Origin of the sequence: Mesorhizobium sp. M8A.F.Ca.ET.208.01.1.1 (assembly GCF_004791315.1) — a bacterium.
In the GTDB taxonomy this organism is placed as follows: domain Bacteria; phylum Pseudomonadota; class Alphaproteobacteria; order Rhizobiales; family Rhizobiaceae; genus Mesorhizobium.
In genome coordinates, this window is the sequence record NZ_SRUT01000001.1 from 1169077 (window position 1) to 1194056 (window position 24980).

Here is a 24980-nt window from a genome sequence, read left to right on the forward strand (position 1 = left end):
GTTCTCCTCGGAACGCGGACTCACAAGACGCAGCCAACACAGGAAAAATGGCAGAAAGCGCCGGGGAAAGGCACCGCGACGATGGGATTATGACTTTCGTATTAGGTGCAGTGCGAAGGCGGAGCGAAGCGCTCAGGCCTGCAGCGCTTCGAGCAGGCTGACGGCGGCCATCATATCTCGTTTGCGCGCGGTGCGGCGCGCGACGGCTTCGGCGTCCTGTCCCCACTGGGCGATCTGCCAGTCTTCGTCGACATGGCCGGCGGCCCAGGCTTCCTCGCCGTCGAGCTCGCCGAAATCGACCGCCAGCGCCAGCAGTGCCGAGCCGGTCAGCGACGTCATGACATGAATGGCGGCAAGGCGCAGCGGTTGGGCGCGCTGCGCCAGACGGCTGCCCAGCACGGCAATGGTCTCGCGCGGCTGCTCGACATGGATGATGCCCTCGGCAAGGTTGAAGCGAACGCCGAGCGAAGCGCGCGCCCAGTCGATGACGGGATCCCACTGCTCGTTCTGCCGCTCGACCAGCCCTTGTGGGGCGTCGGCGCGATAGCAGAGCAGGTCCGACGAGGCGAAACGCAGAATGTCTTCCAGCACCGCCTGCGGATCGCTGGCCACGCCATCGATGGCGGTGTTGACAAGCCGCATCACCGGCATCGTCACCGGATTGATCGTCTCGCCCTGTTCGGCGAACTCGCCTGCAACCAGCGTCGCGGCCGCCTCGGTCGGCAGCGCCAGCAACGCCTTGCCCGGGGTGCGCACCGGCCTGCCGTCGAGTTGCACGGCAAAGCCAGCTTCCACCGGCACGACCGAAACCTCCTTGTAGAAGCGCTTGGGCAGCGGCGTCTTCATCTGGATCTGGGCGCGACGCACCGGATCCGGATCGGAAAGATACTTGCCCGCTTCGAGGTCGTTGAGGATATCGCGCATGAAAATCTCTTTCACACCGGCGTCAGCTTGCGCGCCGGCCGGTTGACGATGATCAGGCCCGCCGCGATGAGACCAAGTGCCAGGAAGATGCGAATGGTCAGCGGCTCATTCAAGAACATCGCGCCGCATAAAACACCGAAAACCGGCGAGAGGAAGGTGAAGCTCGACAGGCCGGAGGCCGGATAGCGGCGCAGCAGCCAGAACCACAGCACATAGGTAAAGGCCACGATATAGATCGCCTGGAAAAGCAGCGCCAATGTCGGCAGCAAGGCTGGATCGCGAACCGGCGGGCCCGCGAGAGGCATCACCAACACGCCAACAACCGCCGCGCCGGCGAGTTGATAGAGCAGCAGCTTCTCCGCGGTTGCCTCGACCAGTTTCGATCGCTTGATGAGGATGTTGGTCAGAGCCCAGAAAAACCCGGAACCAAGGCTCAGGAGATCGCCGAACAGCATGTCTCCGCTACCGCCGAGCTTGTCGGAAAAAACGGTGGCGAGACCCGCAAAGGCCAACAGCAGGCCAAGGAATTTGCGCGTGGTGATCCGTTCGCCGAGCAGCAAGTGGCCGCCGATCAGCATCCAGAACGGCATCGAGTTGACCAGCAGCGTATTGCGGGCAACGGTCGTATGCTCCAGGCCGACATAGAGGCAAAGGAACTCGACGCCGAAAAGCACGCCGACCGCGATGCCGGCCAGCAGTGTCCCATCCCTGGTGAACAGCGCGATGCCGCGCCATCGGCACCAGAGGAAAACGCAGAAACCACCAATGACCGAACGCGCGATCGACAGGAAGACCGGGTCGTAGCCGGCATAGGAGATTTTGGCGGCGACGTAGTTCAGCCCCCAGGAAAAGGTCAGGCCGACCATGATGGCGGCGGCGGCCATATCGACAGCGTCGCGCCGATCAAGCGCGTCGGTGGCGCCGCTCACGGTCAATCCTCCGCGCTGGCGTCGTCGAAGCCGATCAGGTTCCAGCTTTGGCGCATGTGCGGCGGCATCGGCGCGGTGACATCGATGACGCCCTTGTCCGGGTGCGGAATAATGATGCGGCGCGCGTGCAGGTGCAGGCGGTTTTGAATGCCGCCGGGAAAATCCCAGTTGGTGTCGGCTTCGAAGTATTTCGGGTCGCCGATGATCGGACAGCCGATATAGGCGGCGTGGACGCGGAGCTGGTGCGTGCGGCCCGTATAAGGCTCCATCTCCAGCCAGGTCATGGTCTGCGCCGCCTGCTCGATGATGCGGTAATAGGACACGGCGTGGTCGGCGCCCTTTTCGCCATGCGCGGCGATGCGCACGCGGTCGCCGTCCGGCGTCGCCTCCTTGATCAGCCAGGTCGAGATCTTGTCCTCGCGCTTGGGCGGCACGCCCTTGACCAGCGCCCAGTAGGTCTTCTTGGTTTCCCGTGCCCGGAACGCCTCGGAGAGCTTCATGGCGGCCAGCCTGGTACGGGCGACGACCAGCACGCCCGACGTATCGCGGTCGAGCCGATGCACCAGCCGCGGCTTCTCGCCCTTCTGGTTGCGCCAGGCTTCCAGCATGTCGTCGACATTGCGCGTGACGCCGGAGCCGCCCTGAACGGCGAGGCCCGCCGGCTTGTTGAAGACGAAGACCTTCGGATCCTCATGGATCAGCATCTTGGCGAGCACATCGGCGTCACCCTGGTTGCGGATCGAGTGGCCTGTGAGCGCGCTCTCGCCCTTCTTGTCCACCTCGAGCGGCGGCACACGCACCATCTGGCCCGGCTCGACGCGGGTGTCGGCCTTGACCCGACCGCCATCGACGCGGATCTGGCCGGAGCGCAACAGCTTCTGCAGATGGCCGAAGCCAAGACCCGGGAAATGGGTCTTGAACCAGCGATCGAGCCGCATGCCCGCCTCGCCGGCCTCCACCGTGATCTGTTCAACGCCTGCCATGTCTTTTTCGCTTATCCGTTTCCCGAGCAGGGCTCTTGGCCTGCGTTTGGCGCGGCAATAGCATTAATGCACGCCGCCCAAAACCATAAAGCACGCCATGGCATGCTTTATGGCAGGCTTCTTGCAAGCCAAAGTCCCAGAAACAGGGCAATGATCGCGCCAATGACGCTTGCAAGCGCGTAACCAAACGCCGGCAACGTGGCGCCCCGCTCCCACAGCGTCGCGAAATCGAGCGAAAAAGCGGAAAAGGTGGTGAAGCCGCCAAGGATGCCGGTGGCGACGAATAGCCTGAGCTCGTTCGATCCGCCGCGGCGCACCAGAACGGCGATGAACAGCCCCATAGCAAAGGAGCCGATGATGTTGATCGCCATCGTGCCCCAGGGATAGTTGGGGCCGACGAGGCGCAGCGCGCCCATACTGGTCAAATGGCGGATGCCGGCACCGATGCCGCCGCCAACGGCAACAAGAAGCAGATTGAACATAGCCGTTACTGCCCCTGAGAGGGCGCCGGCGTCAATCCCTTGGGCTCGGTCAGCGCCAGATCCGCCTGTCGCGGTTCACCAGACAGGTGTTGTCCAGTCCGGATATCTCTTCTTGAATTCGCCGTACAGCGCATTGAGTTCCTGCTGCGTGACTGGACGCATCTGCTCATAGAGATAGCCGGTAACGCCGCCGGACAATTGGTACCGCGCAATGCGCTTGTACGCGGCACCGATGCCTTGCCCGTCAAGAATATATTGGTTCGGAAGCGTGACGCAAATCTGCGCGCCCGGTTGCAGATGAGTAACCGGCGGGTCGGTCACAATCACAAATCTGGATTTCAATGCGTCCGGCTGAAACCGATCACGACTATCCACCTGGCAAATCCAGCCGATATGGGGAACGAGGTCCCGATCCATCCCGAACAACAGCGCGTCGCTCATGACTGCCCCCGAGGCAAAAACCGAAAAGCGATCCTGTGGCCCCATTCTGCCGGCCAGATCATCGATCATGCGCCTGTATTCGGGGAGATTATCGAGATGGAGCGGGAGCGTGGCCTCCCGCGCAAAAAAGAAATCGACCGGAGACAGGAGCTGACGACCTGTCGGGAAAAATGTGCCCAGGAAAGCGAGCCCAGCGGCAACCGCCATGCCTGCGGTCCACCATCGCGATTTCAGCGCCGGCACGGAAACGATCGCGACAATGGCTTGGGCGTATGCAGGGAAAAGCCAAAGGAACATCGGCAGTGAATGATGGGGTTCCGGATCCTGCGTCCGGGTGAAAATCAAAAATGTCAGCAGCGAGGCGATGGCGCAGAACAGGGAGAACCTGTTGCGGCGAGCAATGGAGATGTAAAGCCCGGCAATGATCAGCAGCCAATTCACATAGCTGAGCCGGCTCCCCATTTCACCGAGTTCAGTGCCAAAGGTCGTCTTGTATCCGCTGTAGAGGTCGCCGTAGCTCGTTCCCAGAATTCTGGCGATCAGCGGCAGCTGGAAGTTCAATGCGGTTGCGGTGACAACGAAGATCGCACACAGGCCACCCCCAGCCGCAGCGCGGAATGCCGGAAGATCCCGATCCCTTGCGATCTGCAGCAGGCCCAGGAACGCCGCGGAAAGGGTGACCCCGATAGCGGCGTAGGCGTACCAGCGCCGCAGCATGAAGGCCAACCATAGGCTGGCGCCGACCGATATTCCGCCCACCACCGGTTCGCGGGTCAGGAATTTTGACTTCCACAGGAAATAGGTTGCCGCGGTGAGAGCGAGACAGCCGGCAACATCAGGCATTCCACGCAGTGTCGGCGCCCAGAACGGCGTGTAGAGCAAAGCCGCGATCCAAACGGCTGGCCAGCTGCGAGAAGGTGCCTCGGAGACCGCCTCGAGATAACTTATCCTGCCTATGAAAAGAACCGCTGGAACCAGGTAGACCGAGACTATTCCAGCGACGAAGGAAAGCCTCGAACCACCGAAGACGATGTGAAAGGGCATCAACGGCACCAGGATAGCCACACCATAGTCCTGCGTGGCAATGGAGGTACCCACCTGGCTCAGCCAGTTGAAGGGGCTCTCGACCAGGAGCGCGCCCTGCTGGTTGAACACATTGAAATAAGCAGCGTAGTCCCAATAGTAGACCGGTTCTTCAAGATTTATGTACGCGGCGCTGATAGCAATGCCTAGCATCACGGTGCATATGTAGGTTCCCGCCCAGACTCCGAAGGCTTTGTGCTTTGACACTTGGATCCGCCAAGGAAGGAAGAGACAGAACTGCCGAGGGCAGAATCGAGATACCCTGACGCAGCCGGAGCCGTGCGGGCAAATGCGAATCCTGCGACATAGGTCATATAATGAATTGGCGACGGCCCAAAGAGGCCGAGGTCTGAACCGATGTAACGCTAAAGCTGCCCGTCTTGTCAGAGCATGGCTTGTCAGAGCATTGCCTGGCGGTGCTCAAACCAATGCAGGAGCGCCGGCAGCGGCTCTTGGTTTGACGCAATTCGCGACGGAAAGCCGTCTGCGTTTCCTGGAACTGCCCTAACGCATTCAGGATGCTGCCGGCAGAGCCGGCAGCATCGATGGATCTTCAACTCAGGTGGTTTCGACCTTCTTCGGCTTTGTGGAGCCAATCATCTTCCAGTTCTTGTAGAACATCGAATTGATGCGCTCGACGCTCACCGAGACGATGGCGAGAAGCCCCGCGATGAGGCCCGGGAATGGCGACGGCCTGACAATGTCCATGAACACGCAGTAGCGGCGGCCGTCATATTCGTTGACCGAACGATGCAGCAGCGTGTCGTCGAAAATGTAGAGCGGATTGTCATGCCAGTAGTTCCTGGCGTTGTTGCACTCGACGAAAACCTCCGCCTTTACCGGCAGCAGATTGTAGAGAATGCGCAGGCTGAGCCGCAGCGGCCCGAAATGCCAGGAGGTCGATTCCTTGCCCCTGAAGACCGAAACGGCAATGGTCTTGATGTATTTGAAATCCTTGTTGAATTCAGCGACGTTGTCGATCCGGTGCTTGCCGTACCATTGATAGACATACATGCCACGCCGGCCGGTGCCGAAATTGGCGTCGATGTCGGCGATGATCTCGTCCTTGCGCGCCTTGAAGACATCAAGGACCTCGTTGACCTCACGCTGATAGTCGGCGGGAAACTGCTCCAGCTTCCACACGCCCGGATTTCTGTAGCACAGAAGATCGACCAGCAGGTTGAAGGGTGAGAGCAACCAGGTGAAGAGCCCGTTGCCAAGGAAGTAGCCGCTGAACAGCGCCAGATCCTTCCTGTTGTTGCGCAGCACGTCGATCAGGCCACAGACGATGAAGATCGTCGTCAGCATCGGGATGAAATAGAAGCCAAGGGCGAGAAGCGGGATGGCAATGGCGAATTTGCGAAGGGATTTGCGAAGGGTTTTTGTCATTTTTCCACGCGCGACGCGCGATCCTGTTGCGAATGAGGTGCCCAAATCATGGCAACGGCCACCGCCCGACCGTGCGCCTTGATAAGGTTTTTTGGGTCACCGCACAACGGCCATGGTATCCGGCCGGGCTGGCTGCCTGGTGGAGCATGCCGGGCTGTCAATGCACCGCCGGCAAGCCAAGCTCGTCCCATTTGTCCCTGGCCACGGGATCGCCGACCAGAAACTCAAAGCCGATGACACTTTCGCCGTCCTGCGCGAGCTGGCATTTGAACTTCAGACTGTACCAGTTTTTACCGCTGCGAAAAGCCGCACCATCGGCGGCGATCGTCGTGCCGGCGATCTTTTCCTCGGCGGTTGCATAGGGCACCACCCGCTCCGGCTGGAAATCCGCGCGCCATTGGCGGATCTGATCCATGGCCTCCAGATTGCAAAGCTGCACCATGCGCTCGTCGGACGCGAAGGTCTCGAGATCGGCGCGGGCCTGCTTGCTGCGCGGATCGGCGAGCGTCTTGGCCGACAGCATCCGCGTCGGGCGAATCATGGCCGGCGCGGCGGGAGACTGACGAGCGCTTGGCGCCGCCACCGGTGCCTCAGGCATAGGCGCGCTGGGCGCCTCCTCAGCGGGCGGTGAAGGGGGTCTTGTCGAAGCCTCGAACTGCTGTGGCGTCAGGATGGCGACCGACACGCGCTCCTCCTCCTCACGCCGGTTCGGGGGCTTCTGCAGTGGTATCAACATAACCGTGGCGGCGAGCAGCGCGTGCAGGAGAACCGAAGTGGAAATCCCCCAGGGCGAGGCCTCGTTTCGCACCGCCAAGGCCACCGGACTCCGCAAACCGGCTATTCCCGCTCTTTGCGCAGCTTTGCCCAGTAGTCGAGCCGCTTCCTGATATCGCGCTCGAAACCACGTTCGGGCGGATCGTAGAAGGTCTGTCGACCCATTCTTTCGGGAAAATAATCCTGGCCTGAAAAGGCGTCCGGCTCATCATGGTCGTAACGGTAGCCGGCGCCGTAATCCTCCTCTTTCATCAGCTTGGTCGGCGCGTTGAGGATATGCTTGGGCGGCAGCAGCGAGCCATGTTCCTTCGCGGCCCGCGTGGCTGCCTTGAAGGCCGTATAGACGGCGTTGGATTTCGGCGCGGTGGCGAGATAGACGGTGGCCTCGGCGAAAGCGAGCTCGCCCTCGGGAGAGCCGAGATAGTCATAGGCATCCTTGGCGGCGTTGGCGACGACCAGTGCCTGCGGATCGGCCAGCCCGATGTCCTCCATCGCCATACGCACCAGCCGGCGGCCAAGATAGAGCGGATCCTCGCCGGCATCGAACATGCGCGCCAGATAGTAGAGCGCGGCATCCGGATCCGAGCCGCGCACCGACTTGTGCAGCGCCGAGATCAGATTGTAATGGCCATCCTGGCCCTTGTCGTAGATTGGCGCACGGCGCTGGACGATGCGCTGCAGCCCTTCGGGATCGAATATCTCGCCAGGCTTGGCTGCACGCCAGACTTCCTCGGCCAATGTCAGCGATGCACGTCCGTCGCCATCGCTCATGCGGATCAGCATCGCCCGCGCCTCGTCATCGAGCGGCAGCGCCCTGCCCTCCGTCTCCTCCGCCCTTATCATCAGCTTGGCGATGCTGTCTTCGCCGAGCGAATGGAAGACCATGACCCGTGCGCGCGACAACAAGGCCGCGTTGAGTTCGAAGGATGGATTTTCGGTGGTGGCGCCGACCAGGACGACCGTCCCGTCCTCCATGACGGGGAGGAAAGAGTCCTGCTGGGCACGGTTGAAGCGGTGAATCTCGTCGACGAAAAGCAGCGTCTGGCGCCCGTTGGCGCGGCGCAGCTTGGCCGCCTCGAACACTTTCTTCAGGTCGGCGACGCCGGAAAACAGGGCCGATATCTGCTCGAACGCAAGGCTGGTTTCGCCGGCAAGCAGCCTTGCCACCGTGGTCTTGCCGGTGCCGGGCGGACCCCAGAAGATCATCGACCCCAGCGAACCGGAACCGATCAGCCGGGTCAGCGCGCCATCGGGACCCGTCAGATGCTCCTGGCCGACGACCTCGCCAAGGTTTTTCGGCCGCAGCCTGTCGGCCAGCGGCCGCCCGGGCGGCACCTTTTCCGGTTCATCGACACTGAACAGATCGGCCATGCACTTCTTTTGGTTTGGAGCGCGATCCTTCAGATCGAACTCAGTAACGCAACACCTGGCGCAGTATCTGCCCGCCGCGCTCGACGGTAAAGCGCCACCAGCGCGTATCCTGCTGGGCTACCTGCGCCAGCGTTGCGGCGGTGTCGATGCTGGTGCCGTTGACCTCGCGCACGATGTCGCCCGGCTGGAAGCCGAAATCGGCGGCCGGCGAATCACGGTTGATGTCGATCACCGTCACGCCCTTGAGGTCCGTGCGCAGGCCGAGCTTCTGGGCAAGCCGCGGCGACAGTTCCGAGACCTTGGCGCCCGAGAACGGGCTGCGGCCATGCAGCGTCACTTCCGAGGCTTTCGCACCCTCCGGCGCCCGCTCCAACGCGATATCCATCGCTGCCTGCTGGCCCTTGGTCAGGATCGCGAAATTCGCCTTGGCGCCGATCGACAGCGTCGCCATGCGATAGTCGAGCGCCTCGATGCTCTCGACCGGCTTGCCATTGATCTGCAGCACGACATCGCCCGGCTTCAGTCCTGCCTTGCCGGCGGGGCCTGTCGCGTCGACGGACGAGACCAGCGCCCCGGTCGGCTTTTCCATGCCGAGCGATTCGGCGATCTGCGGCGTCACAGCTTCGAACTCGGCGCCGATATAGGGCCGTTCGAAGAAATCGAGGCCGGCCTTGGCGGCATCGGCGAAAGCCCGCACCATGTTGGCTGGGATCGCAAAGCCGATACCGATCGAGCCGCCGCTGCGGCTGTAGATGGCGGTGTTGATGCCGACCAGTTGGCCGCCCATGTTGATCAGCGCGCCGCCGGAATTACCGGGATTGATGGCGGCGTCGGTCTGGATGAAATAGCCCGAGTCCGAGACGCCGATATGGCTGCGCGCAAGGGCGGAAACGATGCCGCTGGTGGTGGTCTGGCCGACGCCGAAGGGATTGCCGATGGCCAGCACCAGGTCGCCGACTTCGAGCGCGTCGGAATCGCCGATGGCGATCACCGGGAACGGCTTGTCGGACTCAATCTTGAGCACGGCAAGGTCGAGCGTTTCGTCCTTCAGCATCACCTTGCTGGCGAATTCACGGCCATCGGCGGTCGCCACCTTGACCTCGTCGGCGTCCTTGATGACGTGAAAATTTGTGACGATGACACCGCTCGGATCAACGAGCACACCCGAGCCCAGGGAAGACTGAGCACGCGGCTGGGCGCGGCCGAAAAACTCCTCGAAGAACGGATCGCCTTCGAAAGGCGATGTCACCTTGGCTGTCTGCGAGGCATAGACATTGACCACGGCCGGCGCGGTCTGCTTGACCAGAGGCGCGAACGACAATTGCACTTCCTCACGACCGAACGGCACGCGCTTGTCCGGGCCTGAAGTGGCATTCTCGCCTTCAACGCCATGCAGCAGGTCGGTCAGCACATCGGAGAGCCCCGGATCGGCGGGCTTGGCGGCGTCCTCGGCCAGCGCCTGCCGGACTGCCGGTGCGGCTGCGAACACCATGAAGGCGCAAAGCAGAACAAGGGACAGTCTTTTGGCGAGCATTCGCGAATCCTCCAAGGCGAGTTCGGGCGCATTGTCCCGACGAATGTGCAAAATGAAAGGCTAAGCCGCTGAAATCCGATTATTTTCGCGCCAATCAATAGTTTTGGGCACGGCTTGGCGCGCACAGAATATGAAAAAGGGGCCCGCAGGCCCCTTTAATTCAATCTGGAAAGGACGAAGCCTTATGCGGCCGCGGCTTCGTCCGTGCCTTCCGCCTCAAGGCGGGCGCGGTCGCCGGCGCCCTTGGCGTCGGTGTCGCGGTCGACGAACTCGATGACGGCCATCGCGGCATTGTCGCCGTGACGGAAGCCCGCCTTCATGATGCGCAGGTAGCCGCCGTTGCGGGTGGCATAGCGCGGGGCGATGGTGTCGAACAGGCGCTTGACGACGCCTTCATTGCCGATCTGCGCGATCACCTGGCGGCGGGCGTGCAGGTCGCCGCGCTTGCCGAGCGTCACCAGCTTCTCGACGATCGGACGCAGGTCCTTCGCCTTCGGCAAGGTGGTGACGATCTGCTCGTGCTCGAGCAGCGACACCGCCAGGTTGGCGAACATCGACTTGCGGTGGCTTATGCTGCGGGCGAAGCGGCGGCCTTTGAAACCGTGGCGCATGGCTCTTTTCCTTCTTCAGTTGTTCAAGAGGCCACGGCCTCTGATGGCTTTCCGCATGACCGTCGGATCGAGCGGCTCACGCCGCCGATCCTTGGAGTTCATGCTCAATATTGGTCTTCGTAACGCTTGGCGAGGTCTTCGATGTTTTCCGGCGGCCAGTCCGGCACTTCCATACCGAGGTGCAGGCCCATAGCCGCCAGCACTTCCTTGATCTCGTTCAGCGACTTGCGGCCGAAGTTCGGGGTGCGCAGCATCTCGGCTTCGGTCTTCTGGATGAGATCGCCGATATAGACGATGTTGTCGTTCTTCAGGCAGTTGGCCGAACGCACCGAAAGCTCGAGTTCGTCGACCTTCTTGAGCAGCGCCGGGTTGAAGGCGAGCTCGGTGACGGCTTCGGCGGCGACTTCCTTCTGCGGCTCGTCGAAGTTGACGAACAGGCCAAGCTGGTCCTGCAGGATGCGGGCGGCGAAAGCCACCGCGTCCTCGCCCGAGATCGAGCCATCGGTCTCGATGGTCATGGTCAGCTTGTCATAGTCGAGAACCTGGCCCTCACGGGTGTTCTCGACCTTGTAGGAGACCTTCTTGACCGGCGAATAGAGGCTGTCGACCGGGATCAGGCCAATCGGCGCGTCCTCGGCGCGATTGCGCTCGGCCGGCACGTAACCCTTGCCGGTGTCGACGGTGAATTCCATGCGGATTTCAGCGCCTTCGTCCAGCGTGCAGATGACGTGGTCGGGGTTGAGGATCTCGACGTCGCCAACCGTCTGGATGTCGCCGGCGAGAACCGCACCCGGGCCCTGCTTGCGCACGACCATGCGCTTGGGGCCGTCGCCTTCCATGCGGATGGCGATTTCCTTGATGTTCAAGACGATGTCGGTCACGTCCTCGCGCACACCGGCGATGGACGAGAATTCATGCAGGACGCCGTCGATCTGCACGGCGGTGACAGCCGCACCGCGCAGCGAAGACAGAAGCACGCGGCGCAGCGCGTTGCCGAGGGTAAGACCAAAGCCACGCTCGAGCGGTTCGGCGACCAGCGTGGTCAGCGTCTTCTTCTTCGACGAGAACTCGATCTTGTTCGGCTTGATCAGTTCCTGCCAATTTTTCTGGATCATGATGCTTTCCTTCCGTTGACCCGCCACCATCCAATCGTGGCGGGCGACCTGGAATACCGTGGAGGAACGCTTTTGTGAGCGTTCGCGCGGCGTTCAATAATGTTAGACGCGGCGCTTCTTGCGCGGGCGGCAGCCATTGTGCGGGATCGGCGTCACATCACGGATCGAGGTGATGGTGAAGCCGGCCGCCTGCAGGGCGCGCAGCGCCGATTCACGACCGGAGCCCGGTCCGCAGACCTCGACTTCGAGCATGCGCATGCCGTGTTCCTGGGCCTTCTTGGCAACGTCCTCGGCAGCCATCTGGGCGGCGAACGGGGTCGACTTGCGCGAACCCTTGAAGCCCTGGGCACCGGCCGACGACCAGGCGATCGAATTGCCCTGCGCGTCAGTGATGGTGATCATCGTGTTGTTGAAGGTCGAATTGACGTGGGCAACGCCCGACGAAATGTTCTTGCGTTCGCGGCGGCGAACACGTGCGGCTTCCTTGGCCATGGTAGTCCTTTCAGTTGATCTCTACACCGCCGTAATGCCAGCGGCTCCACCTTACCAAGGGAGTAGGGGAATAGGGCAGTAAGGGAGTAGGGAAAAATGCGACCCGATCGACGGGCATTCCCTACTGCCTTACTCCCCTACTCCCTTATTCCCCTAAAAAATTACTTCTTCTTGCCGGCAATCGACTTGGCCGGGCCCTTGCGGGTACGTGCATTGGTATGGGTGCGCTGACCGCGAACCGGCAGCGAGCGGCGGTGACGCAGGCCGCGGTAGCAGCCGAGATCCATCAGACGCTTGATGTTCATCGACACTTCGCGACGCAGGTCGCCTTCGACCTGGTAATCGCGGTCGATGGTCTCGCGGATCTGCAGCACTTCCGCGTCGGTCAGCTGGTTGACGCGGCGCTCGGCCGGGATGCCGACCTTGTCGACGATCTCCTGGGCGAACTTCTTGCCAATGCCGTGAATGTACTGAAGCGCGATGACGACGCGCTTGTTGGTCGGAATGTTGACGCCGGCTATACGAGCCATGTTCTTCTCTTCTCCATGTGGACCGGACGACCTTAAACAAGGCAGATCCCGGCGCTGTTCAAATTGCCCCGCGTCCGGTGGAGGCCGGCCCTTGCGGGAGTTTCCAGTTCAAAGCGACTGCCTTGCCCTTGCGGACAAGCAAAGTGCGCACCTGATAGGAAGACGGGCCGCCATACCGCAGCGAACCGTCTCCGTCAAGCTTAATCTTTAAATTCCCTTACCGCGCCTTTGCGGCCGCGGCGAGCACGGTCTCGATCTCGGCGGTCACCGCGTCGATACTGGCCATGCCGTCCACAGTCTTGAGCTTGCCCTTGGCATAGTAGTAGCCGGTCAGCGGAGCGGTCTTCTTGTAGTACTCCCGCAGGCGCTCTTCGAACACAGCGGGATTGTCGTCCTTGCGCACCGGCTGGCCGGCGGCCTTGGCATCATCGGCGCGCTTGACGATGCGGCCGACCAAAGCCCTGTCATCGACGACCAGTTCTATAACCGTATCGAGACCAATGCCGCGCTCCGAGAGCATCGATTCAACCGCATCGGCCTGCACAAGCGTACGCGGGTAGCCGTCGAGGATGAACCCCTTGGCGCAGTCGGCCTGATCGATACGTTCTGCGACGATGGCGTTGACGATGGCGTCGGATACCAATTCTCCAGCATCCATCACCGCCTTGGCGCGCTTGCCGACCTCGGTACCCGCCTGGACGGCGGCACGCAGCATGTCACCCGTCGAGAGCTGGGGAATGCCGTGTTTTTCTACCAGTCTTTGTGCTTGTGTCCCCTTGCCCGCCCCCGGCGGCCCAAGCAAAATCAACCTCATCTGGCTTTCTTCCCCCCGCGCAGCTTCGACTTCTTGATCAGGCCTTCATACTGGTGCGCGATCAGATGACCCTGAATCTGCGCAACCGTATCGAGCGTGACACTGACCACGATCAGAAGCGATGTGCCACCAAGGTAGAATGGTACGCCAGTCGCCGAGATCAGGAACTCCGGCAGCAGGCACACCAGCACCAGATAGATGGCGCCGACGACGGTGATGCGGGTGAGAACGTAATCGATGTAATCGGCGGTGCGCTCGCCCGGGCGATAGCCCGGGATGAAGCCCGAATGCTTCTTGAGCTGGTCGGCGGTGTCCTTCGGGTTGAAGACAATCGCAGTGTAGAAGAAGGCGAAGAACACGATCATCGCCGCGTAGAATGCCATGTAGAGCGGCTGGCCGTGGCCGAGCGAGGCCAGGATGGTGCTCGCCCAGGCCGGCATGTTAGTCGTCTGCGAGAAGCCGGCGACGGTGGCCGGCAGCAGGAGAAGCGACGACGCGAAGATCGGCGGGATGACGCCCGACGTGTTGAGTTTGAGCGGCAAATGCGAGGTATCGCCCTGGAACATGCGGTTGCCGACCTGGCGCTTCGGATACTGGATCAGCAGGCGGCGCTGGGCGCGCTCGAAAAAGACGATGAGCGCGATGACGACGATGGCCAGCACGATGATCGCCAGGATCAGGCCGGTCGACAGGGCGCCGGTGCGGCCGAGTTCCAGCGTGCCGGAAATGGCGTGCGGAAGACCAGCGACGATGCCGGAGAAAATGATGAGCGAGATACCGTTACCGATGCCGCGCGCGGTGATCTGCTCGCCGAGCCACATCAGGAACATGGTGCCGCCGACCAGCGTGACGACGGTGGAGATGCGGAAGAACATGCCGGGATCGCTGACGATGCCGTTGCCGTTCTCCAGCCCCACCGAAATGCCGTAGGCCTGCACCAGCGCCAGCAGCACGGTGCCGTAGCGCGTGTACTGGTTGATGACCTTGCGGCCCTGCTCGCCTTCCTTCTTCAGCGCTTCCAGCGAGGGAATGACCGATGTCATCAACTGCATGATGATGGAGGCGGAGATGTAGGGCATGATGCCAAGCGCAAAGATCGCCATGCGCTGCACGGCGCCGCCGGCGAACATGTTGAACATGCCGAGCACGCCCTTGCTCTGCGAGGAGAAGGCCTGGGCGAAGGCATCGGGATTGATGCCGGGAAGCGGGATGTAGGTGCCGAGGCGATAGACGAGCAACGCGCCGATGGTGAACCAGATGCGTTTCTTCAGGTCCTCCGCCTTGGCGAAGGCCGAGAAATTCAGATTCGAGGCTAGTTGTTCAGCAGCCGAAGCCATGCCTGATTCTCCGCTTGGTAACGCTTGATGGCCCGTGAGGTCAGGCGGTGCGTTTCACCGAAGCTCACGAGATAAGCTCCGGGCTGTAAACATGCAAGCGGCCGCGTTGACGCGGCCGCTAAATTGAGCAGATCAAAGCGCTATCGAAAGCAAAAACGGATGCCACTCTTGCCGACCGCGCTTCAAATTGCCGTTACTCGGCAGCTGCCTTTTCCGGCAGCTTGACCGACCCACCGGCCTTTTCGATCTTCTCGATCGCGGCCTTGGAGGCGCCAGCGACGTCGAAGGCGAGCTTGGCCTTGAGTTCGCCATCGGACAGCACGCGCACGCCATCCTTGACGCGACGGATGACGCCGGCGGCGACAAGCGCCTCGGCCGTCACGGTCGCCTTGGCGTCGAGCTTCTTGGCATCGACGGCTTCCTGGATGCGGGCCAGCGAGACGACAACGAAGCTCTTGGCGAAGATGTTGTTGAAGCCACGCTTCGGCAGGCGCCGGTAAAGCGGCATCTGGCCACCCTCGAAGCCGTTGACGGCAACGCCGGAGCGCGCCTTCTGGCCCTTGACGCCGCGACCGGCGGTCTTGCCCGAACCGGAACCGATACCGCGGCCGAGACGCTTCTTGGAGTGCGTCGCGCCGTCCTTGTCACGCAGATCGTTGAGTTTCATCTTGCTTCTCCTGCGCTTTGGCTCAGCCCTCGTCCACGACGCGGACGAGGTGCTGGACGGCGGCGATCATGCCGCGCACGGAGGGCGTATCTTCCAGCGTGCGCTGCTTGTGCATCTTGTTGAGGCCGAGGCCGACCAGCGTCGCGCGCTGTTCCTTCGGGCGGCGGATCGGCGAACCGATCTGCTCAACGGTGATGGTCTTGGTTGCTTTCTTGGCCATGGTCAAAATCCCTGGTCAGATCGACTATTCTTCAGCCGCAACGGCGGTGCCGCGGCGGGCCTGAAGGGTCGAATACTTGATGCCGCGCGCGGCAGCCACATCCTTGGGATGCATCTGGCTCTTCAGCGCGTCGAAGGTGGCGCGAACCATGTTGTAGGGGTTCGACGACCCCATCGACTTGGCGACCACGTCATGCATGCCGAGCGTCTCGAAGACAGCGCGCATCGGGCCGCCGGCGATGATGCCGGTACCCTGCTTGGCGGCGCGCAGCAGCACGCGGCCCGCACCCCAGCGTCCTTCGACGTCGTGATGCAGCGTGCGGCCCGAGCGCAGCGGCACGAAGATCATGTCGCGCTTGGCCGATTCAGTCGCCTTGCGGATGGCTTCCGGCACTTCGCGCGCCTTGCCATGACCGAAGCCGACGCGGCCCTTCTGGTCGCCGACGACGACGAGCGCGGCGAAGCCGAAGCGGCGGCCACCCTTGACGACCTTGGCGACGCGATTGATGTGGACCAGCTTGTCCACCATGCCGTCATCGCGCTCTTCACGCTCGCGGCCGCGGCCGCCTTCCCTACGTTCCTGTGCCATATCCTGTTCCTTGTTCTTTTCCGGAAGCACGGGTTGCTGATTGCCGGCGCCACTTTGGGTCGCCGACGGTGAAAAATCAGAAGCTGAGACCGCCTTCGCGGGCAGCCTCGGCCAGCGCCTTGACGCGGCCGTGATAGATGTACGGGCCACGGTCGAAAACGACTTCCTTGATGCCGGCCTTGGTGGCGCGCTCGGCGATCAGCTTGCCGATTGCGGCGGCGGCGGCGGTATCGGCGCCGGTCTTGAGCGACCCCTTGAGGTCCTTCTCGAGCGTCGAGGCGGCAGCGATGGTGTGGCCCTTGGCGTCATCGATCACCTGAACGTAGATGTTCTTCGACGTGCGGTGCACCGAAAGACGCGGACGTTCGCCGGCAACTTTCTTGATCTGGCGACGGACGCGTTGCGCACGGCGCTGGATGGCTTCCTTGGTACCCATGATGTCTTCCTTGCCTTCAAAAAACGGGGGCCGTCATATGCGGTAGGCGAAGCGCCTCCCGCGACCGCTCCCCGCGGCGTTACACTTCCGTGGCTTGGTCCTGTCCGAAAAGTCCGCGACTTTTCCAAGCCAAGCCGATTACTTCTTCTTGCCTTCCTTGCGGACGATCTTCTCGCCAGCGTAACGGACGCCCTTGCCCTTGTAAGGCTCGGGACCGCGGTATTCGCGGATCTCCGCGGCAACCTGGCCCACCTGCTGCTTGTCGATGCCGGCCACGGTGATTTCGGTCGGCTTCGGCACGGTGATCGTGATGCCGGCCGGCGTCTCGTAGACGACATCATGGCTGAAGCCAAGAGCCAGCTGCAGGTTCTTACCCTGCAAAGCGGCGCGATAGCCGACGCCGGTGATCTCGAGCTTCTTCTCGAAGCCGTCCTTCACACCCTGCAGGATGTTGACGATCTGCGTGCGCGACATGCCCCACTTGGAGCGGGCGGTCTTGGTCTGGTCGCGCGGCTGGACAGCGATCTCGCTGCCTTCCATCTTGACCAGCACTTCGTCGTTCACCACGAACTTCAGCTCGCCCTTGGGGCCCTTCGCCGTCACGGTCTGGCCGTTGACGGTCGCGGTCACGCCCTGCGGCAGCGAAACGGGTTTCTTTCCAATACGAGACATTTTGTTGTCCTCGTCACTTCTCTTGTTTCAGGTCTCTGTCTTCGGAACGATCCGAAGACCGGATTCCAATTTGCGGTGAGCTGCCAGATCAGAAGATCTGGCAGAGGATCTCGCCGCCGACGTTCTGCTCGCGTGCTTCGTGGTCGGCCATCACGCCCTTCGGTGTCGAAAGGATGGCGATGCCGAGGCCGTTGGCGACGTGCGGGATCGACTTGGCCGAAACGTAAACGCGGCGGCCGGGCTTCGAAACGCGGGCGATTTCACGCACGACCGGAGCACCGTCGAAATACTTCAGCTCGATTTCGATCTCGGACTTGCCGTTGTCGAAGTCGGTCTGGCTGTAATCGCGGATATAGCCTTCAGCCTTCAGCACGTCGAGGACGCGGGTGCGCAGACGCGAGGCCGGCGTCGAGACACTCGACTTCTTGCGGCCATAGGCGTTGCGGATGCGGGTCAGCATATCGCCGAGAGGATCGCTCAATGACATGTTATGTCCTCCTTACCAGCTCGACTTGACCAGGCCCGGGATCTGGCCGTTGTTGCCGAGATCCCGAAGCGCGATGCGCGATACTTTGAGCTTGCGATAATAGGCCCGCGGACGGCCGGTGACTTCGCAGCGGTTACGGATGCGGATCTTGGCCGAGTTGCGCGGCAGGGCAGCAAGCTTCAGCTGAGCGCGGAAGCGCTCTTCCATCGGCTTGGACTGATCCATGATGATCGCCTTCAGCGCAGCGCGCTTGGGACCGTACTGGTCTGCAAGCTTGCGGCGCCTGTTGTTCTTCTCGACTGAGCTGGTCTTTGCCATTTCAGATTTTTCCTTTTCTCGCTGCCGTTACTGGCGGAAGGGGAAGTTGAAAGCCTTGAGCAAAGCCCTGGCTTCGTCGTCCGTCTTCGCAGTCGTACAAACGATGACGTCCATGCCCCAGATCTGATCAACCTTGTCGTAGTTGATCTCCGGGAACACGATGTGCTCCTTGATGCCCATGGCGTAGTTGCCACGGCCATCGAAGCTCTTGGGGTTCAGTCCGCGGAAGTCGCGGACGCGCGGCAGCGCGATGTTCACGAGGCGGTCGAGGAACTCGTACATACGTTCCTTGCGCAGCGTGACCTTGGCGCCGATCGGCATGTTCTCGCGGACCTTGAAGCCAGCGATCGAATTGCGGGCGCGGGTGACGACGGCCTTCTGGCCGGCGATCATCGCCAGGTCTTCGGCGGCGACCGAAGGCTTCTTCGAATCGGCGGTCGCTTCGCCGACACCCATGTTCAGCACGATCTTGTCGAGGCGCGGAACCTGCATGTCGTTGTCGTAGCCGAACTGCTCCTGCAGCGCCTTGCGAATGGTCTCGTTGTAGACCTGCTTGAGGCGCGGCGTGTTGTTGGCAGTCGCCTGCTTGGTTTGAGCCTTAGCCATTGATGACTTCTCCCGAGCGCTTGGCGACGCGCACCTTCTTGCCGTCCTTCTGGAAGATGAAACCGACGCGGGTCGGCTTGCCATCCTTCGGGTCGGCCAGCGCGATGTTCGACAGCTGGATCGGCGCTTCCTTGGTAATGATCCCGCCCTCTTGGGACTGGGACTGCTTCTGGTGACGACGGATCATGTTGACGCCGCGCACCAGCGCGGTGTCATCCTTCGGCTGAACCGAGAGGACTTCGCCCGAACGGCCCTTGTCCTTGCCGGCCAGCACGACGACCTTGTCGCCTTTTCTAATCTTTTGCATTGGTCCGGCTCCTTACAGCACTTCAGGCGCGAGCGAGATGATCTTCATGTGGTTCTTGGCGCGAAGTTCGCGCGGAACCGGTCCGAAGATACGCGTGCCGATCGGCTCTTTCTTGTTGTCGACGAGAACGGCCGCGTTCTTGTCGAAACGGATCACGCTGCCGTCCGGGCGGCGGATGTCCTTGGCCGTGCGAACCACGACCGCCTTCATCACGTCGCCCTTCTTAACGCGGCCGCGCGGAATGGCTTCCTTGATCGACACCACGATGATGTCGCCCACGGAAGCGTATTTCCGCTTCGAGCCGCCCAGCACCTTGATGCACATGACACGACGCGCACCGGAATTATCCGCCACGTCGAGGTTTGTTTGCATCTGAATCATGACTGGCCGCCTTCTTCTTTTCTAACGGGACGGGCTCGAAGCCCCTCCCCGGTCTGTCCAAAATTCGTTTGTTTACGCCTGGTCCGAGGACACGACGATCCAGCGCTTATCCTTGGAAATCGGCTTCGATTCCTGGATGAACACCTGATCGCCGACCTTGTGGGCGTTGTTCTCGTCGTGCGCCTTGTACTTCTTGGTCATGCGCACGGTCTTCTTCATCACGGGATGCGTGAAGCGCCGTTCGACCTTGACGACAACCGTCTTCTCGTTCTTGTCGCTGACGACGGTGCCCTGCAGAATGCGCTTTGGCATGGTTTTCGTCCTTAAGCCTTCTTGGCCGCGGACTTTTCCGCAGCGATGGTCTTGATACGCGCAATGTCCTTACGAACCTGCCTCACGCGCGCGGTCTTCTCGAGCTGGCCGGTGGCCTTCTGGAAGCGCAGGTTGAACTGCTCCTTCTTCAGGCTGGCCAGGTCGTCGGTCAGCTGGTCCTGGGTCTTGGTCCGGATGTCTTCGGCTTTCATGATCAGCCCGTCCTTATTCTGCGATGCGCTGTACGAAGCGCGTCCTGACCGAGAGCTTGGCCGCGCCGAGACGCAGCGCCTCACGGGCGGTTTCTTCATTGACGCCGTCGATCTCGAACATGATGCGGCCCGGCTTGACGCGCGCCGCCCAGTAGTCGACAGCGCCCTTGCCCTTGCCCATGCGGACTTCGGTCGGCTTCGACGTGACCGGCACGTCCGGGAAAATACGGATCCAGACGCGGCCAGCGCGCTTCATTTCGCGAGTGATCGCGCGGCGGGCCGCCTCGATCTCACGCGCGGTGACGCGGTTCGGCTCAAGCGCCTTCAGCCCGAAACCACCGAAATCCAGGTTGGTGCCGCCCTTTGCGGTACCATGGATACGGCCCTTGAACTGCTTGCGGAACTTTGTGCGCTTTGGCTGCAGCATCGTTCTAACTCCAAATTCCTAAATGTCTCAGGCGTTTTCGCGACGACGACCGCGTTCGCGATCACCACCACCGCCATGCGCGGCATCACCCTCAGTCGCACGACGCTCCGAAGCCATCGGATCGTGCTCGAGGATCTCGCCCTTGAATACCCAGACCTTGACGCCGCAAATGCCGTAGGCCGTATTCGCCTCGGCCGTGCCGTAGTCGACATCGGCGCGCAGCGTATGCAGCGGAACGCGACCTTCACGGTACCATTCCATGCGCGCGATCTCGGCGCCGCCAAGACGGCCGGCGCAGTTGATGCGGATGCCTTCGGCACCGAGGCGCATGGCCGACTGCACGGCACGCTTCATGGCGCGGCGGAACGCGATGCGGCGCTCGAGCTGCTGGGCGATCGACTGGGCGACCAGGGTCGCGTCGATTTCCGGCTTGCGCACTTCGACGATGTTGAGGTGCGTCTCGGACTTCGTCATCTCCATCAGCTTCTTGCGAAGCTTCTCGATGTCGGCGCCCTTCTTGCCAATGATCAGACCCGGGCGCGCGGCATGGATGGTGACGCGGCACTTCTTGTGCGGGCGCTCGATCACGACCTTGGAGATCGCGGCCTGCTTGAGTTCCTTCTCAAGATACTTGCGGATCTTGATGTCCTCATGCAGCAGCTTGCCGTACTCGCCGGTGTTCGCGAACCAGCGCGAATCCCAGGTGCGGTTGATGCCGAGGCGAAGACCGATCGGATTGACTTTCTGGCCCATTATGCGGCCTCCCCTTTTTCTTCGACTTCACGAACGACGATCGTGAGGTGCGAGAACGGCTTCTCGATACGGCTGGCGCGACCGCGGCCACGAGCGTGGAACCGCTTCATGACGATCGACTTGCCGACATAGGCTTCCGCCACGATCAGCGCATCGACGTCGAGGTCGTGGTTGTTTTCCGCGTTGGCGATTGCCGATTCCAGCGTCTTCTTGACCGTGCCGGAAATCCGCTTGGCCGAAAATTCGAGATCGGAAAGCGCTGTCGCGACCTTCTTGCCGCGGATCAGCGCGGCAACCAGGTTCAGCTTCTGCGGGCTGATACGGATCGTGCGCAACACGGCGCGCGCTTCGTTGTCAGCAAGCCTGCGCGGAGCTTTGGCCTTGCCCATGATTATTTCCTCTTCGCCTTCTTATCCGCGCCGTGACCGTAATAGGTCCGCGTCGGAGCGAATTCACCGAACTTGTGACCGACCATGTCCTCGTTCACCGCGACGGGAACGTGCTTCTGGCCGTTGTAGACACCGAAGGTGAAGCCGACGAACTGCGGCAGGATGGTGGAGCGACGGCTCCACATCTTGATCACCTCATTGCGACCACCTTCACGAACCTTATCCACCTTCTTGAGAAGGTAGCCGTCGATGAAGGGGCCTTTCCAAATAGAACGAGTCACTTGGCGTTACCTCTTCTTAGCTCTTGCGCTGATGGCGCGAGCGCAGGATGAACTTGTCGGTCGCCTTGTTGGACCGCGTCTTCTTGCCTTTGGTCGGCTTGCCCCACGGGCTGACCGGATGACGGCCACCGGAGGTGCGGCCTTCGCCGCCGCCGTGCGGATGGTCGACCGGGTTCATGGTCACGCCGCGATTGTGCGGACGCTTGCCGCGCCAAACCGTGCGGCCGGCCTTGCCGTCGTTGATGTTGCCGTGGTCCGGATTGGACACGGCACCGACGGTGGCCATGCAGGAGCCGTGAACGACACGCTGCTCACCCGAGTTGAGGCGCAGGATCGCCATGCCCTGGTCACGGCCGACCAGCTGGCCGTAACCACCCGCGGAGCGGGCAACCTGGGCGCCCTTGCCCGGCTTCAGCTCGATGTTGTGGACGATGGTGCCAACCGGCATCGAGGCCAGCGGCATCGCGTTGCCCGGCTTCACGTCGACGGCTTCGCCCGCCACGATCTTGTCGCCGGGAGCCAGGCGCTGCGGAGCGATGATGTAGGACAGCTCACCATCATCATACTTGATCAGCGCGATGAAGGCGGTGCGGTTCGGATCGTATTCGATGCGCTCGACCGTGCCGACGACGTCGAACTTGCGGCGCTTGAAGTCGATGATGCGGTACGAACGCTTGTGACCGCCGCCGATGAAGCGGGCCGTGATGCGGCCGTAATTGTTGCGGCCGCCCGACTTGGTCAGGCCTTCGGTCAGGCCCTTGACGGGCTTGCCCTTGTAGAGGCCCGAGCGGTCGACGATGACCAGCTGGCGGGTGCTCGGCGTTATCGGGTTGAATTTCTTAAGTGCCATTGTCCTGTCCTCGCGGCCTTGCTCAGAGACCCGTCGCGACGTCGATCGACTGGCCGTCGGCCAGCGTCACGATCGCCTTCTTGACGTCGCTCTGGCGGCCGATCGTGCCGCGGAAGCGCTTGATCTTGCCCTTGCGGACAAGCGTGTTCACGGCCATCACCTTGACGCCGAACAGCGCTTCGACGGCGGCCTTGATTTCCGGCTTCGACGCCTTCTTGGCGACGTTGAAGACGACCTGGTTCTGCTCGGAGGCCATGGTCGACTTTTCGGTGATCGCCGGCGAGACGATCACGTCGTAGTGACGAAGGTCGGTCATTTAAAGCGCTCCTCGAGAGCCTCGACGGCGGCCTTCGAAAGGACCAGCGTGCCGCGGCGCAGAATGTCGTAGACGTTGATGCCCTGGATGGGCAGCACGTCGATGTTGGGGATGTTGGTGGCTGCCAGCTTGAAGTTCTTGTCAAGCTCGGCGCCGCCAATCACCAGGGCGTTGGTCAGGCCCAGCGTCGCGAAATTCGCGATCAGCGCCTTCGTCTTGGCCTCGGTCAGCTTCAGCTCGTCGATGACGATGATCGACGCGCTCTTGGCCTTGGCCGAGAGAGCATGCTTGAGGCCAAGCGCACGAACCTTCTTGGGCAGTTCATGCTCATGGCTGCGAACGACCGGGCCGTGGGCCTTGCCGCCGCCGCGGAACTGCGGAGCGCGTGCCGAGTGGTGACGGGCGCGGCCCGTACCCTTCTGCTTGTACATCTTGGCGCCGGTGCGCGCGATTTCGGCGCGGCCCTTGGCCTTGTGCGTGCCCTGCTGCTTCTTGGCAAGCTGCCAGCGCACGACGCGCTGCAGGATGTCCTCGCGCGGATCAAGGCCGAAAATTCCGTCGGAAAGTTCCACCTTGCCGGCGTCTTTACCGCCGAGCGTTGTGATCTTGAGATCCATTATTCCGCTCCCTCTGTGGCCGGAGCCTCGTTCTTCGCAGCTGCCGCAACAGCACGGATCGCGGCGGGCTTCGGCGCATTGGCCGGCAGCGCCACCTTGGCCGCGTCGCGGACCAGGATCCAGGCGCCCTTCGATCCGGGAACCGCACCGCGGATCAGGATCAGGCCGCGGTCGGCGTCGGTCGAGACGATCTCGACATTCTGCGTGGTGACCCTGGTGTCGCCCATGTGGCCAGCCATGTGCTTGCCCTTGAACACCTTGCCCGGGTCCTGACGCTGGCCGGTCGAACCGTGTGTACGGTGCGATACCGAGTTACCGTGCGTCGCGCGACCACCACCCATGTGGTGACGCTTGATGACGCCCTGGAAACCCTTGCCGATCGTCGTGCCCGTCACATCGACCTTCTGGCCGGCGACAAAGTGCTCGACGGTGATCTCGGCGCCAACATCGATCATGTTGTCGGCGGAGACGCGGAACTCGGCGACCTTCGCCTTAGGCTCGACGGAAGCGGTCGCGAAATGGCCGCGCATCGCCTTCGACGTGTTCTTCACCTTGGCGAGGCCAACGCCGAGCTGAACGGCGGTGTAGCCATTCTTCTCCTGCGTGCGCTGTGCCACGACCTGGCAGTTCTCCATCTGGAGAACGGTGACGGGAACATGTTCCCCGGCATCATTATAGATGCGGGTCATTCCCACCTTCTTTGCAATCACACCTGAACGCATCGGTTCAATTCCTTTAGAGTTCCGGGCCAGGGACACCGCCCCTTACCGCGCTCTCATTCCCTTAGAGCTTGATCTCGACGTCGACGCCGGCGGCCAGATCGAGCTTCATCAAAGCATCGACGGTCTGCGGGGTCGGATCGACGATGTCGAGCAGACGCTTGTGCGTGCGCATCTCGAACTGCTCGCGGCTCTTCTTGTCGACGTGAGGCGACCGGTTGACCGTGAACTTTTCGATCCGCGTCGGCAGCGGAATGGGGCCGCGGACGTTTGCACCAGTGCGCTTGGCCGTCGACACGATTTCCTTCGTCGAGGCGTCGAGCACGCGGTGATCAAACGCCTTCAGGCGGATGCGGATATTCTGTCCGTTCATGCGTCACTTCCTTGTTCTGGCGCGGCGCGGGCAACTCCGGCGCCCGCGACAGATCGGTTTAAGTCCAAATTACTCTTTGATGGTGACGACGATGCCGGCACCGACGGTGCGACCGCCTTCACGGATGGCGAAGCGCAGCTTCTCTTCCATGGCGATCGGCACGATCAGCTCGACATCGACCGTGATGTTGTCGCCAGGCATCACCATCTCGGTGCCTTCCGGCAGCGACACGATGCCGGT

Annotated in this window: 36 protein-coding genes and 1 pseudogene; all 37 read right to left on the reverse strand. The window is 62.0% G+C overall.

From position 1 onward, the window contains the following. Positions 1 to 132: 132 nt before the first annotated feature. On the reverse strand, positions 133 to 924 hold the full coding sequence (locus tag EN851_RS05785; RefSeq protein ID WP_135880297.1) for an ATP12 family chaperone protein: 792 nt from the start codon (positions 922 to 924) through the stop codon (positions 133 to 135). An 11-nt stretch (positions 925 to 935) separates the two neighbouring features. Then, positions 936 to 1808 carry a DMT family transporter gene (locus EN851_RS05790; RefSeq protein ID WP_189521811.1) on the reverse strand — a complete coding sequence of 291 codons (873 nt, stop codon included), beginning with the start codon at positions 1806 to 1808 and terminating at the stop codon, positions 936 to 938. A gap of 47 nt (positions 1809 to 1855) precedes the next feature. Continuing rightward, positions 1856 to 2836, reverse strand: coding sequence for an RluA family pseudouridine synthase (locus EN851_RS05795; protein WP_135880295.1), 981 nt, complete (start codon positions 2834 to 2836; stop codon positions 1856 to 1858). A gap of 107 nt (positions 2837 to 2943) precedes the next feature. Beyond that, positions 2944 to 3318: a fluoride efflux transporter CrcB gene (gene crcB / locus EN851_RS05800; protein WP_135867739.1), complete on the reverse strand. Its 375-nt coding sequence runs from the start codon at positions 3316 to 3318 to the stop codon at positions 2944 to 2946. Positions 3319 to 3393: 75 nt separating this feature from the next. Then, positions 3394 to 5049, reverse strand: a complete 1656-nt coding sequence (locus EN851_RS05805; protein WP_135918569.1) for a hypothetical protein — start codon at positions 5047 to 5049, stop codon at positions 3394 to 3396. A 351-nt stretch (positions 5050 to 5400) separates the two neighbouring features. Beyond that, positions 5401 to 6231, reverse strand: a complete 831-nt coding sequence (locus EN851_RS05810) for an aspartyl/asparaginyl beta-hydroxylase domain-containing protein (protein WP_135880292.1) — start codon at positions 6229 to 6231, stop codon at positions 5401 to 5403. Positions 6232 to 6388: 157 nt separating this feature from the next. Continuing rightward, complete coding sequence (locus tag EN851_RS37010) at positions 6389 to 7051, reverse strand: DUF930 domain-containing protein (RefSeq protein ID WP_245520696.1); 663 nt, start codon at positions 7049 to 7051, stop codon at positions 6389 to 6391. Positions 7052 to 7068: 17 nt separating this feature from the next. Further along, positions 7069 to 8376, reverse strand: coding sequence for a replication-associated recombination protein A (locus EN851_RS05820; RefSeq protein WP_135928762.1), 1308 nt, complete (start codon positions 8374 to 8376; stop codon positions 7069 to 7071). A 40-nt stretch (positions 8377 to 8416) separates the two neighbouring features. Further along, positions 8417 to 9910 (reverse strand): DegQ family serine endoprotease, encoded by a 1494-nt coding sequence (locus EN851_RS05825; protein ID WP_127869364.1) that lies wholly within the window; start codon positions 9908 to 9910, stop codon positions 8417 to 8419. Between the two features lie 182 nt (positions 9911 to 10092). Next, positions 10093 to 10521 carry a 50S ribosomal protein L17 gene (gene rplQ, locus EN851_RS05830; RefSeq protein ID WP_127279754.1) on the reverse strand — a complete coding sequence of 143 codons (429 nt, stop codon included), beginning with the start codon at positions 10519 to 10521 and terminating at the stop codon, positions 10093 to 10095. Between the two features lie 104 nt (positions 10522 to 10625). After that, the gene (locus EN851_RS05835; protein ID WP_006205443.1) at positions 10626 to 11636 is read right to left on the reverse strand and encodes a DNA-directed RNA polymerase subunit alpha; all 1011 of its coding nucleotides are present in this window, start codon (positions 11634 to 11636) and stop codon (positions 10626 to 10628) included. 102 nt (positions 11637 to 11738) lie between these two features. Then, positions 11739 to 12128: a 30S ribosomal protein S11 gene (gene rpsK / locus EN851_RS05840; RefSeq protein WP_006205444.1), complete on the reverse strand. Its 390-nt coding sequence runs from the start codon at positions 12126 to 12128 to the stop codon at positions 11739 to 11741. Between the two features lie 161 nt (positions 12129 to 12289). Continuing rightward, a complete protein-coding gene (gene rpsM / locus EN851_RS05845; protein WP_006205445.1) occupies positions 12290 to 12658 on the reverse strand; it encodes a 30S ribosomal protein S13 in 369 nt (122 codons plus the stop codon). A gap of 217 nt (positions 12659 to 12875) precedes the next feature. Further along, positions 12876 to 13472: an adenylate kinase gene (locus EN851_RS05850; RefSeq protein WP_127869365.1), complete on the reverse strand. Its 597-nt coding sequence runs from the start codon at positions 13470 to 13472 to the stop codon at positions 12876 to 12878. Next, a complete protein-coding gene (gene secY / locus EN851_RS05855) occupies positions 13469 to 14809 on the reverse strand; it encodes a preprotein translocase subunit SecY (RefSeq protein WP_015317976.1) in 1341 nt (446 codons plus the stop codon). Before secY ends, EN851_RS05850 begins: the two co-directional genes overlap by 4 nt. Positions 14810 to 15002: 193 nt before the next feature. Continuing rightward, positions 15003 to 15476: a 50S ribosomal protein L15 gene (gene rplO / locus EN851_RS05860; protein WP_095775807.1), complete on the reverse strand. Its 474-nt coding sequence runs from the start codon at positions 15474 to 15476 to the stop codon at positions 15003 to 15005. 22 nt (positions 15477 to 15498) lie between these two features. Further along, a complete protein-coding gene (gene rpmD, locus EN851_RS05865; RefSeq protein WP_006205449.1) occupies positions 15499 to 15696 on the reverse strand; it encodes a 50S ribosomal protein L30 in 198 nt (65 codons plus the stop codon). A gap of 24 nt (positions 15697 to 15720) precedes the next feature. Next, positions 15721 to 16284 carry a 30S ribosomal protein S5 gene (gene rpsE, locus EN851_RS05870; RefSeq protein ID WP_032933400.1) on the reverse strand — a complete coding sequence of 188 codons (564 nt, stop codon included), beginning with the start codon at positions 16282 to 16284 and terminating at the stop codon, positions 15721 to 15723. Between the two features lie 76 nt (positions 16285 to 16360). Then, positions 16361 to 16720 (reverse strand): 50S ribosomal protein L18, encoded by a 360-nt coding sequence (rplR, locus tag EN851_RS05875; RefSeq protein WP_027145576.1) that lies wholly within the window; start codon positions 16718 to 16720, stop codon positions 16361 to 16363. Between the two features lie 138 nt (positions 16721 to 16858). Next, on the reverse strand, positions 16859 to 17392 hold the full coding sequence (gene rplF / locus EN851_RS05880) for a 50S ribosomal protein L6 (protein WP_013895694.1): 534 nt from the start codon (positions 17390 to 17392) through the stop codon (positions 16859 to 16861). A gap of 88 nt (positions 17393 to 17480) precedes the next feature. Then, the gene (gene rpsH, locus EN851_RS05885; protein WP_006205453.1) at positions 17481 to 17879 is read right to left on the reverse strand and encodes a 30S ribosomal protein S8; all 399 of its coding nucleotides are present in this window, start codon (positions 17877 to 17879) and stop codon (positions 17481 to 17483) included. A 12-nt stretch (positions 17880 to 17891) separates the two neighbouring features. After that, a complete protein-coding gene (rpsN, locus tag EN851_RS05890) occupies positions 17892 to 18197 on the reverse strand; it encodes a 30S ribosomal protein S14 (protein WP_010909282.1) in 306 nt (101 codons plus the stop codon). Between the two features lie 27 nt (positions 18198 to 18224). Continuing rightward, the gene (gene rplE / locus EN851_RS05895; protein WP_127278265.1) at positions 18225 to 18803 is read right to left on the reverse strand and encodes a 50S ribosomal protein L5; all 579 of its coding nucleotides are present in this window, start codon (positions 18801 to 18803) and stop codon (positions 18225 to 18227) included. Then, positions 18796 to 19110, reverse strand: a complete 315-nt coding sequence (rplX, locus tag EN851_RS05900) for a 50S ribosomal protein L24 (RefSeq protein WP_006205456.1) — start codon at positions 19108 to 19110, stop codon at positions 18796 to 18798. Before rplX ends, rplE begins: the two co-directional genes overlap by 8 nt. A gap of 12 nt (positions 19111 to 19122) precedes the next feature. Then, positions 19123 to 19491: a 50S ribosomal protein L14 gene (rplN, locus tag EN851_RS05905; protein WP_006205457.1), complete on the reverse strand. Its 369-nt coding sequence runs from the start codon at positions 19489 to 19491 to the stop codon at positions 19123 to 19125. Positions 19492 to 19563: 72 nt separating this feature from the next. Next, on the reverse strand, positions 19564 to 19803 hold the full coding sequence (rpsQ, locus tag EN851_RS05910) for a 30S ribosomal protein S17 (protein ID WP_010909280.1): 240 nt from the start codon (positions 19801 to 19803) through the stop codon (positions 19564 to 19566). An 11-nt stretch (positions 19804 to 19814) separates the two neighbouring features. Continuing rightward, complete coding sequence (gene rpmC / locus EN851_RS05915) at positions 19815 to 20015, reverse strand: 50S ribosomal protein L29 (RefSeq protein WP_006205459.1); 201 nt, start codon at positions 20013 to 20015, stop codon at positions 19815 to 19817. 13 nt (positions 20016 to 20028) lie between these two features. After that, positions 20029 to 20442, reverse strand: a complete 414-nt coding sequence (gene rplP, locus EN851_RS05920; RefSeq protein ID WP_006205460.1) for a 50S ribosomal protein L16 — start codon at positions 20440 to 20442, stop codon at positions 20029 to 20031. A 27-nt stretch (positions 20443 to 20469) separates the two neighbouring features. Beyond that, positions 20470 to 21195 carry a 30S ribosomal protein S3 gene (gene rpsC / locus EN851_RS05925; protein WP_013895697.1) on the reverse strand — a complete coding sequence of 242 codons (726 nt, stop codon included), beginning with the start codon at positions 21193 to 21195 and terminating at the stop codon, positions 20470 to 20472. Beyond that, entirely contained in the window at positions 21195 to 21584 is a 390-nt protein-coding gene (gene rplV, locus EN851_RS05930) for a 50S ribosomal protein L22 (protein ID WP_006205462.1), read from the reverse strand. The genes rpsC and rplV overlap by 1 nt, the downstream gene beginning before the upstream one ends. 2 nt (positions 21585 to 21586) lie before the next feature. Then, positions 21587 to 21865 (reverse strand): 30S ribosomal protein S19, encoded by a 279-nt coding sequence (gene rpsS / locus EN851_RS05935; protein ID WP_027044977.1) that lies wholly within the window; start codon positions 21863 to 21865, stop codon positions 21587 to 21589. 16 nt (positions 21866 to 21881) lie between these two features. After that, the gene (gene rplB, locus EN851_RS05940; protein ID WP_127278266.1) at positions 21882 to 22715 is read right to left on the reverse strand and encodes a 50S ribosomal protein L2; all 834 of its coding nucleotides are present in this window, start codon (positions 22713 to 22715) and stop codon (positions 21882 to 21884) included. Between the two features lie 22 nt (positions 22716 to 22737). Next, entirely contained in the window at positions 22738 to 23031 is a 294-nt protein-coding gene (locus EN851_RS05945) for a 50S ribosomal protein L23 (protein ID WP_010909275.1), read from the reverse strand. Further along, entirely contained in the window at positions 23028 to 23648 is a 621-nt protein-coding gene (gene rplD / locus EN851_RS05950) for a 50S ribosomal protein L4 (RefSeq protein ID WP_027145573.1), read from the reverse strand. Before rplD ends, EN851_RS05945 begins: the two co-directional genes overlap by 4 nt. Further along, positions 23648 to 24370: a 50S ribosomal protein L3 gene (gene rplC / locus EN851_RS05955; protein ID WP_023757978.1), complete on the reverse strand. Its 723-nt coding sequence runs from the start codon at positions 24368 to 24370 to the stop codon at positions 23648 to 23650. Before rplC ends, rplD begins: the two co-directional genes overlap by 1 nt. 61 nt (positions 24371 to 24431) lie before the next feature. Continuing rightward, a complete protein-coding gene (gene rpsJ / locus EN851_RS05960) occupies positions 24432 to 24740 on the reverse strand; it encodes a 30S ribosomal protein S10 (RefSeq protein WP_010909272.1) in 309 nt (102 codons plus the stop codon). Positions 24741 to 24809: 69 nt separating this feature from the next. After that, a pseudogene (tuf, locus tag EN851_RS05965) lies at positions 24810 to 24980 on the reverse strand (elongation factor Tu); the annotation flags it as partial.

Bases quoted from the DNA above. Each gene is read 5' to 3' on its own strand.
- EN851_RS05785 (WP_135880297.1), bottom strand. From the start codon at position 924: ATGCGCGATATCCTCAACGACCTCGAAGCGGGCAAGTATCTTTCCGAT.
- EN851_RS05790 (WP_189521811.1), bottom strand. From the start codon at position 1,808: ATGGCCGCCGCCGCCATCATGGTCGGCCTGACCTTTTCCTGGGGGCTG.
- EN851_RS05795 (WP_135880295.1), bottom strand. From the start codon at position 2,836: ATGGCAGGCGTTGAACAGATCACGGTGGAGGCCGGCGAGGCGGGCATG.
- crcB (WP_135867739.1), bottom strand. From the start codon at position 3,318: ATGTTCAATCTGCTTCTTGTTGCCGTTGGCGGCGGCATCGGTGCCGGC.
- EN851_RS05810 (WP_135880292.1), bottom strand. From the start codon at position 6,231: ATGACAAAAACCCTTCGCAAATCCCTTCGCAAATTCGCCATTGCCATC.
- EN851_RS05820 (WP_135928762.1), bottom strand. From the start codon at position 8,376: ATGGCCGATCTGTTCAGTGTCGATGAACCGGAAAAGGTGCCGCCCGGG.
- EN851_RS05825 (WP_127869364.1), bottom strand. From the start codon at position 9,910: ATGCTCGCCAAAAGACTGTCCCTTGTTCTGCTTTGCGCCTTCATGGTG.
- rplQ (WP_127279754.1), bottom strand. From the start codon at position 10,521: ATGCGCCACGGTTTCAAAGGCCGCCGCTTCGCCCGCAGCATAAGCCAC.
- EN851_RS05835 (WP_006205443.1), bottom strand. From the start codon at position 11,636: ATGATCCAGAAAAATTGGCAGGAACTGATCAAGCCGAACAAGATCGAG.
- rpsK (WP_006205444.1), bottom strand. From the start codon at position 12,128: ATGGCCAAGGAAGCCGCACGTGTTCGCCGCCGCGAACGCAAGAACATT.
- rpsM (WP_006205445.1), bottom strand. From the start codon at position 12,658: ATGGCTCGTATAGCCGGCGTCAACATTCCGACCAACAAGCGCGTCGTC.
- EN851_RS05850 (WP_127869365.1), bottom strand. From the start codon at position 13,472: ATGAGGTTGATTTTGCTTGGGCCGCCGGGGGCGGGCAAGGGGACACAA.
- secY (WP_015317976.1), bottom strand. From the start codon at position 14,809: ATGGCTTCGGCTGCTGAACAACTAGCCTCGAATCTGAATTTCTCGGCC.
- rplO (WP_095775807.1), bottom strand. From the start codon at position 15,476: ATGAAACTCAACGATCTGCGTGACAAGGACGGCGCGACGCACTCCAAG.
- rpmD (WP_006205449.1), bottom strand. From the start codon at position 15,696: ATGGCCAAGAAAGCAACCAAGACCATCACCGTTGAGCAGATCGGTTCG.
- rpsE (WP_032933400.1), bottom strand. From the start codon at position 16,284: ATGGCACAGGAACGTAGGGAAGGCGGCCGCGGCCGCGAGCGTGAAGAG.
- rplR (WP_027145576.1), bottom strand. From the start codon at position 16,720: ATGGGTACCAAGGAAGCCATCCAGCGCCGTGCGCAACGCGTCCGTCGC.
- rplF (WP_013895694.1), bottom strand. From the start codon at position 17,392: ATGTCTCGTATTGGAAAGAAACCCGTTTCGCTGCCGCAGGGCGTGACC.
- rpsH (WP_006205453.1), bottom strand. From the start codon at position 17,879: ATGTCATTGAGCGATCCTCTCGGCGATATGCTGACCCGCATCCGCAAC.
- rpsN (WP_010909282.1), bottom strand. From the start codon at position 18,197: ATGGCAAAGACCAGCTCAGTCGAGAAGAACAACAGGCGCCGCAAGCTT.
- rplE (WP_127278265.1), bottom strand. From the start codon at position 18,803: ATGGCTAAGGCTCAAACCAAGCAGGCGACTGCCAACAACACGCCGCGC.
- rplX (WP_006205456.1), bottom strand. From the start codon at position 19,110: ATGCAAAAGATTAGAAAAGGCGACAAGGTCGTCGTGCTGGCCGGCAAG.
- rplN (WP_006205457.1), bottom strand. From the start codon at position 19,491: ATGATTCAGATGCAAACAAACCTCGACGTGGCGGATAATTCCGGTGCG.
- rpsQ (WP_010909280.1), bottom strand. From the start codon at position 19,803: ATGCCAAAGCGCATTCTGCAGGGCACCGTCGTCAGCGACAAGAACGAG.
- rpmC (WP_006205459.1), bottom strand. From the start codon at position 20,015: ATGAAAGCCGAAGACATCCGGACCAAGACCCAGGACCAGCTGACCGAC.
- rplP (WP_006205460.1), bottom strand. From the start codon at position 20,442: ATGCTGCAGCCAAAGCGCACAAAGTTCCGCAAGCAGTTCAAGGGCCGT.
- rpsC (WP_013895697.1), bottom strand. From the start codon at position 21,195: ATGGGCCAGAAAGTCAATCCGATCGGTCTTCGCCTCGGCATCAACCGC.
- rplV (WP_006205462.1), bottom strand. From the start codon at position 21,584: ATGGGCAAGGCCAAAGCTCCGCGCAGGCTTGCTGACAACGAAGCGCGC.
- rplB (WP_127278266.1), bottom strand. From the start codon at position 22,715: ATGGCACTTAAGAAATTCAACCCGATAACGCCGAGCACCCGCCAGCTG.
- EN851_RS05945 (WP_010909275.1), bottom strand. From the start codon at position 23,031: ATGACCGACCTTCGTCACTACGACGTGATCGTCTCGCCGGCGATCACC.
- rplD (WP_027145573.1), bottom strand. From the start codon at position 23,648: ATGGATCTCAAGATCACAACGCTCGGCGGTAAAGACGCCGGCAAGGTG.
- rplC (WP_023757978.1), bottom strand. From the start codon at position 24,370: ATGCGTTCAGGTGTGATTGCAAAGAAGGTGGGAATGACCCGCATCTAT.
- rpsJ (WP_010909272.1), bottom strand. From the start codon at position 24,740: ATGAACGGACAGAATATCCGCATCCGCCTGAAGGCGTTTGATCACCGC.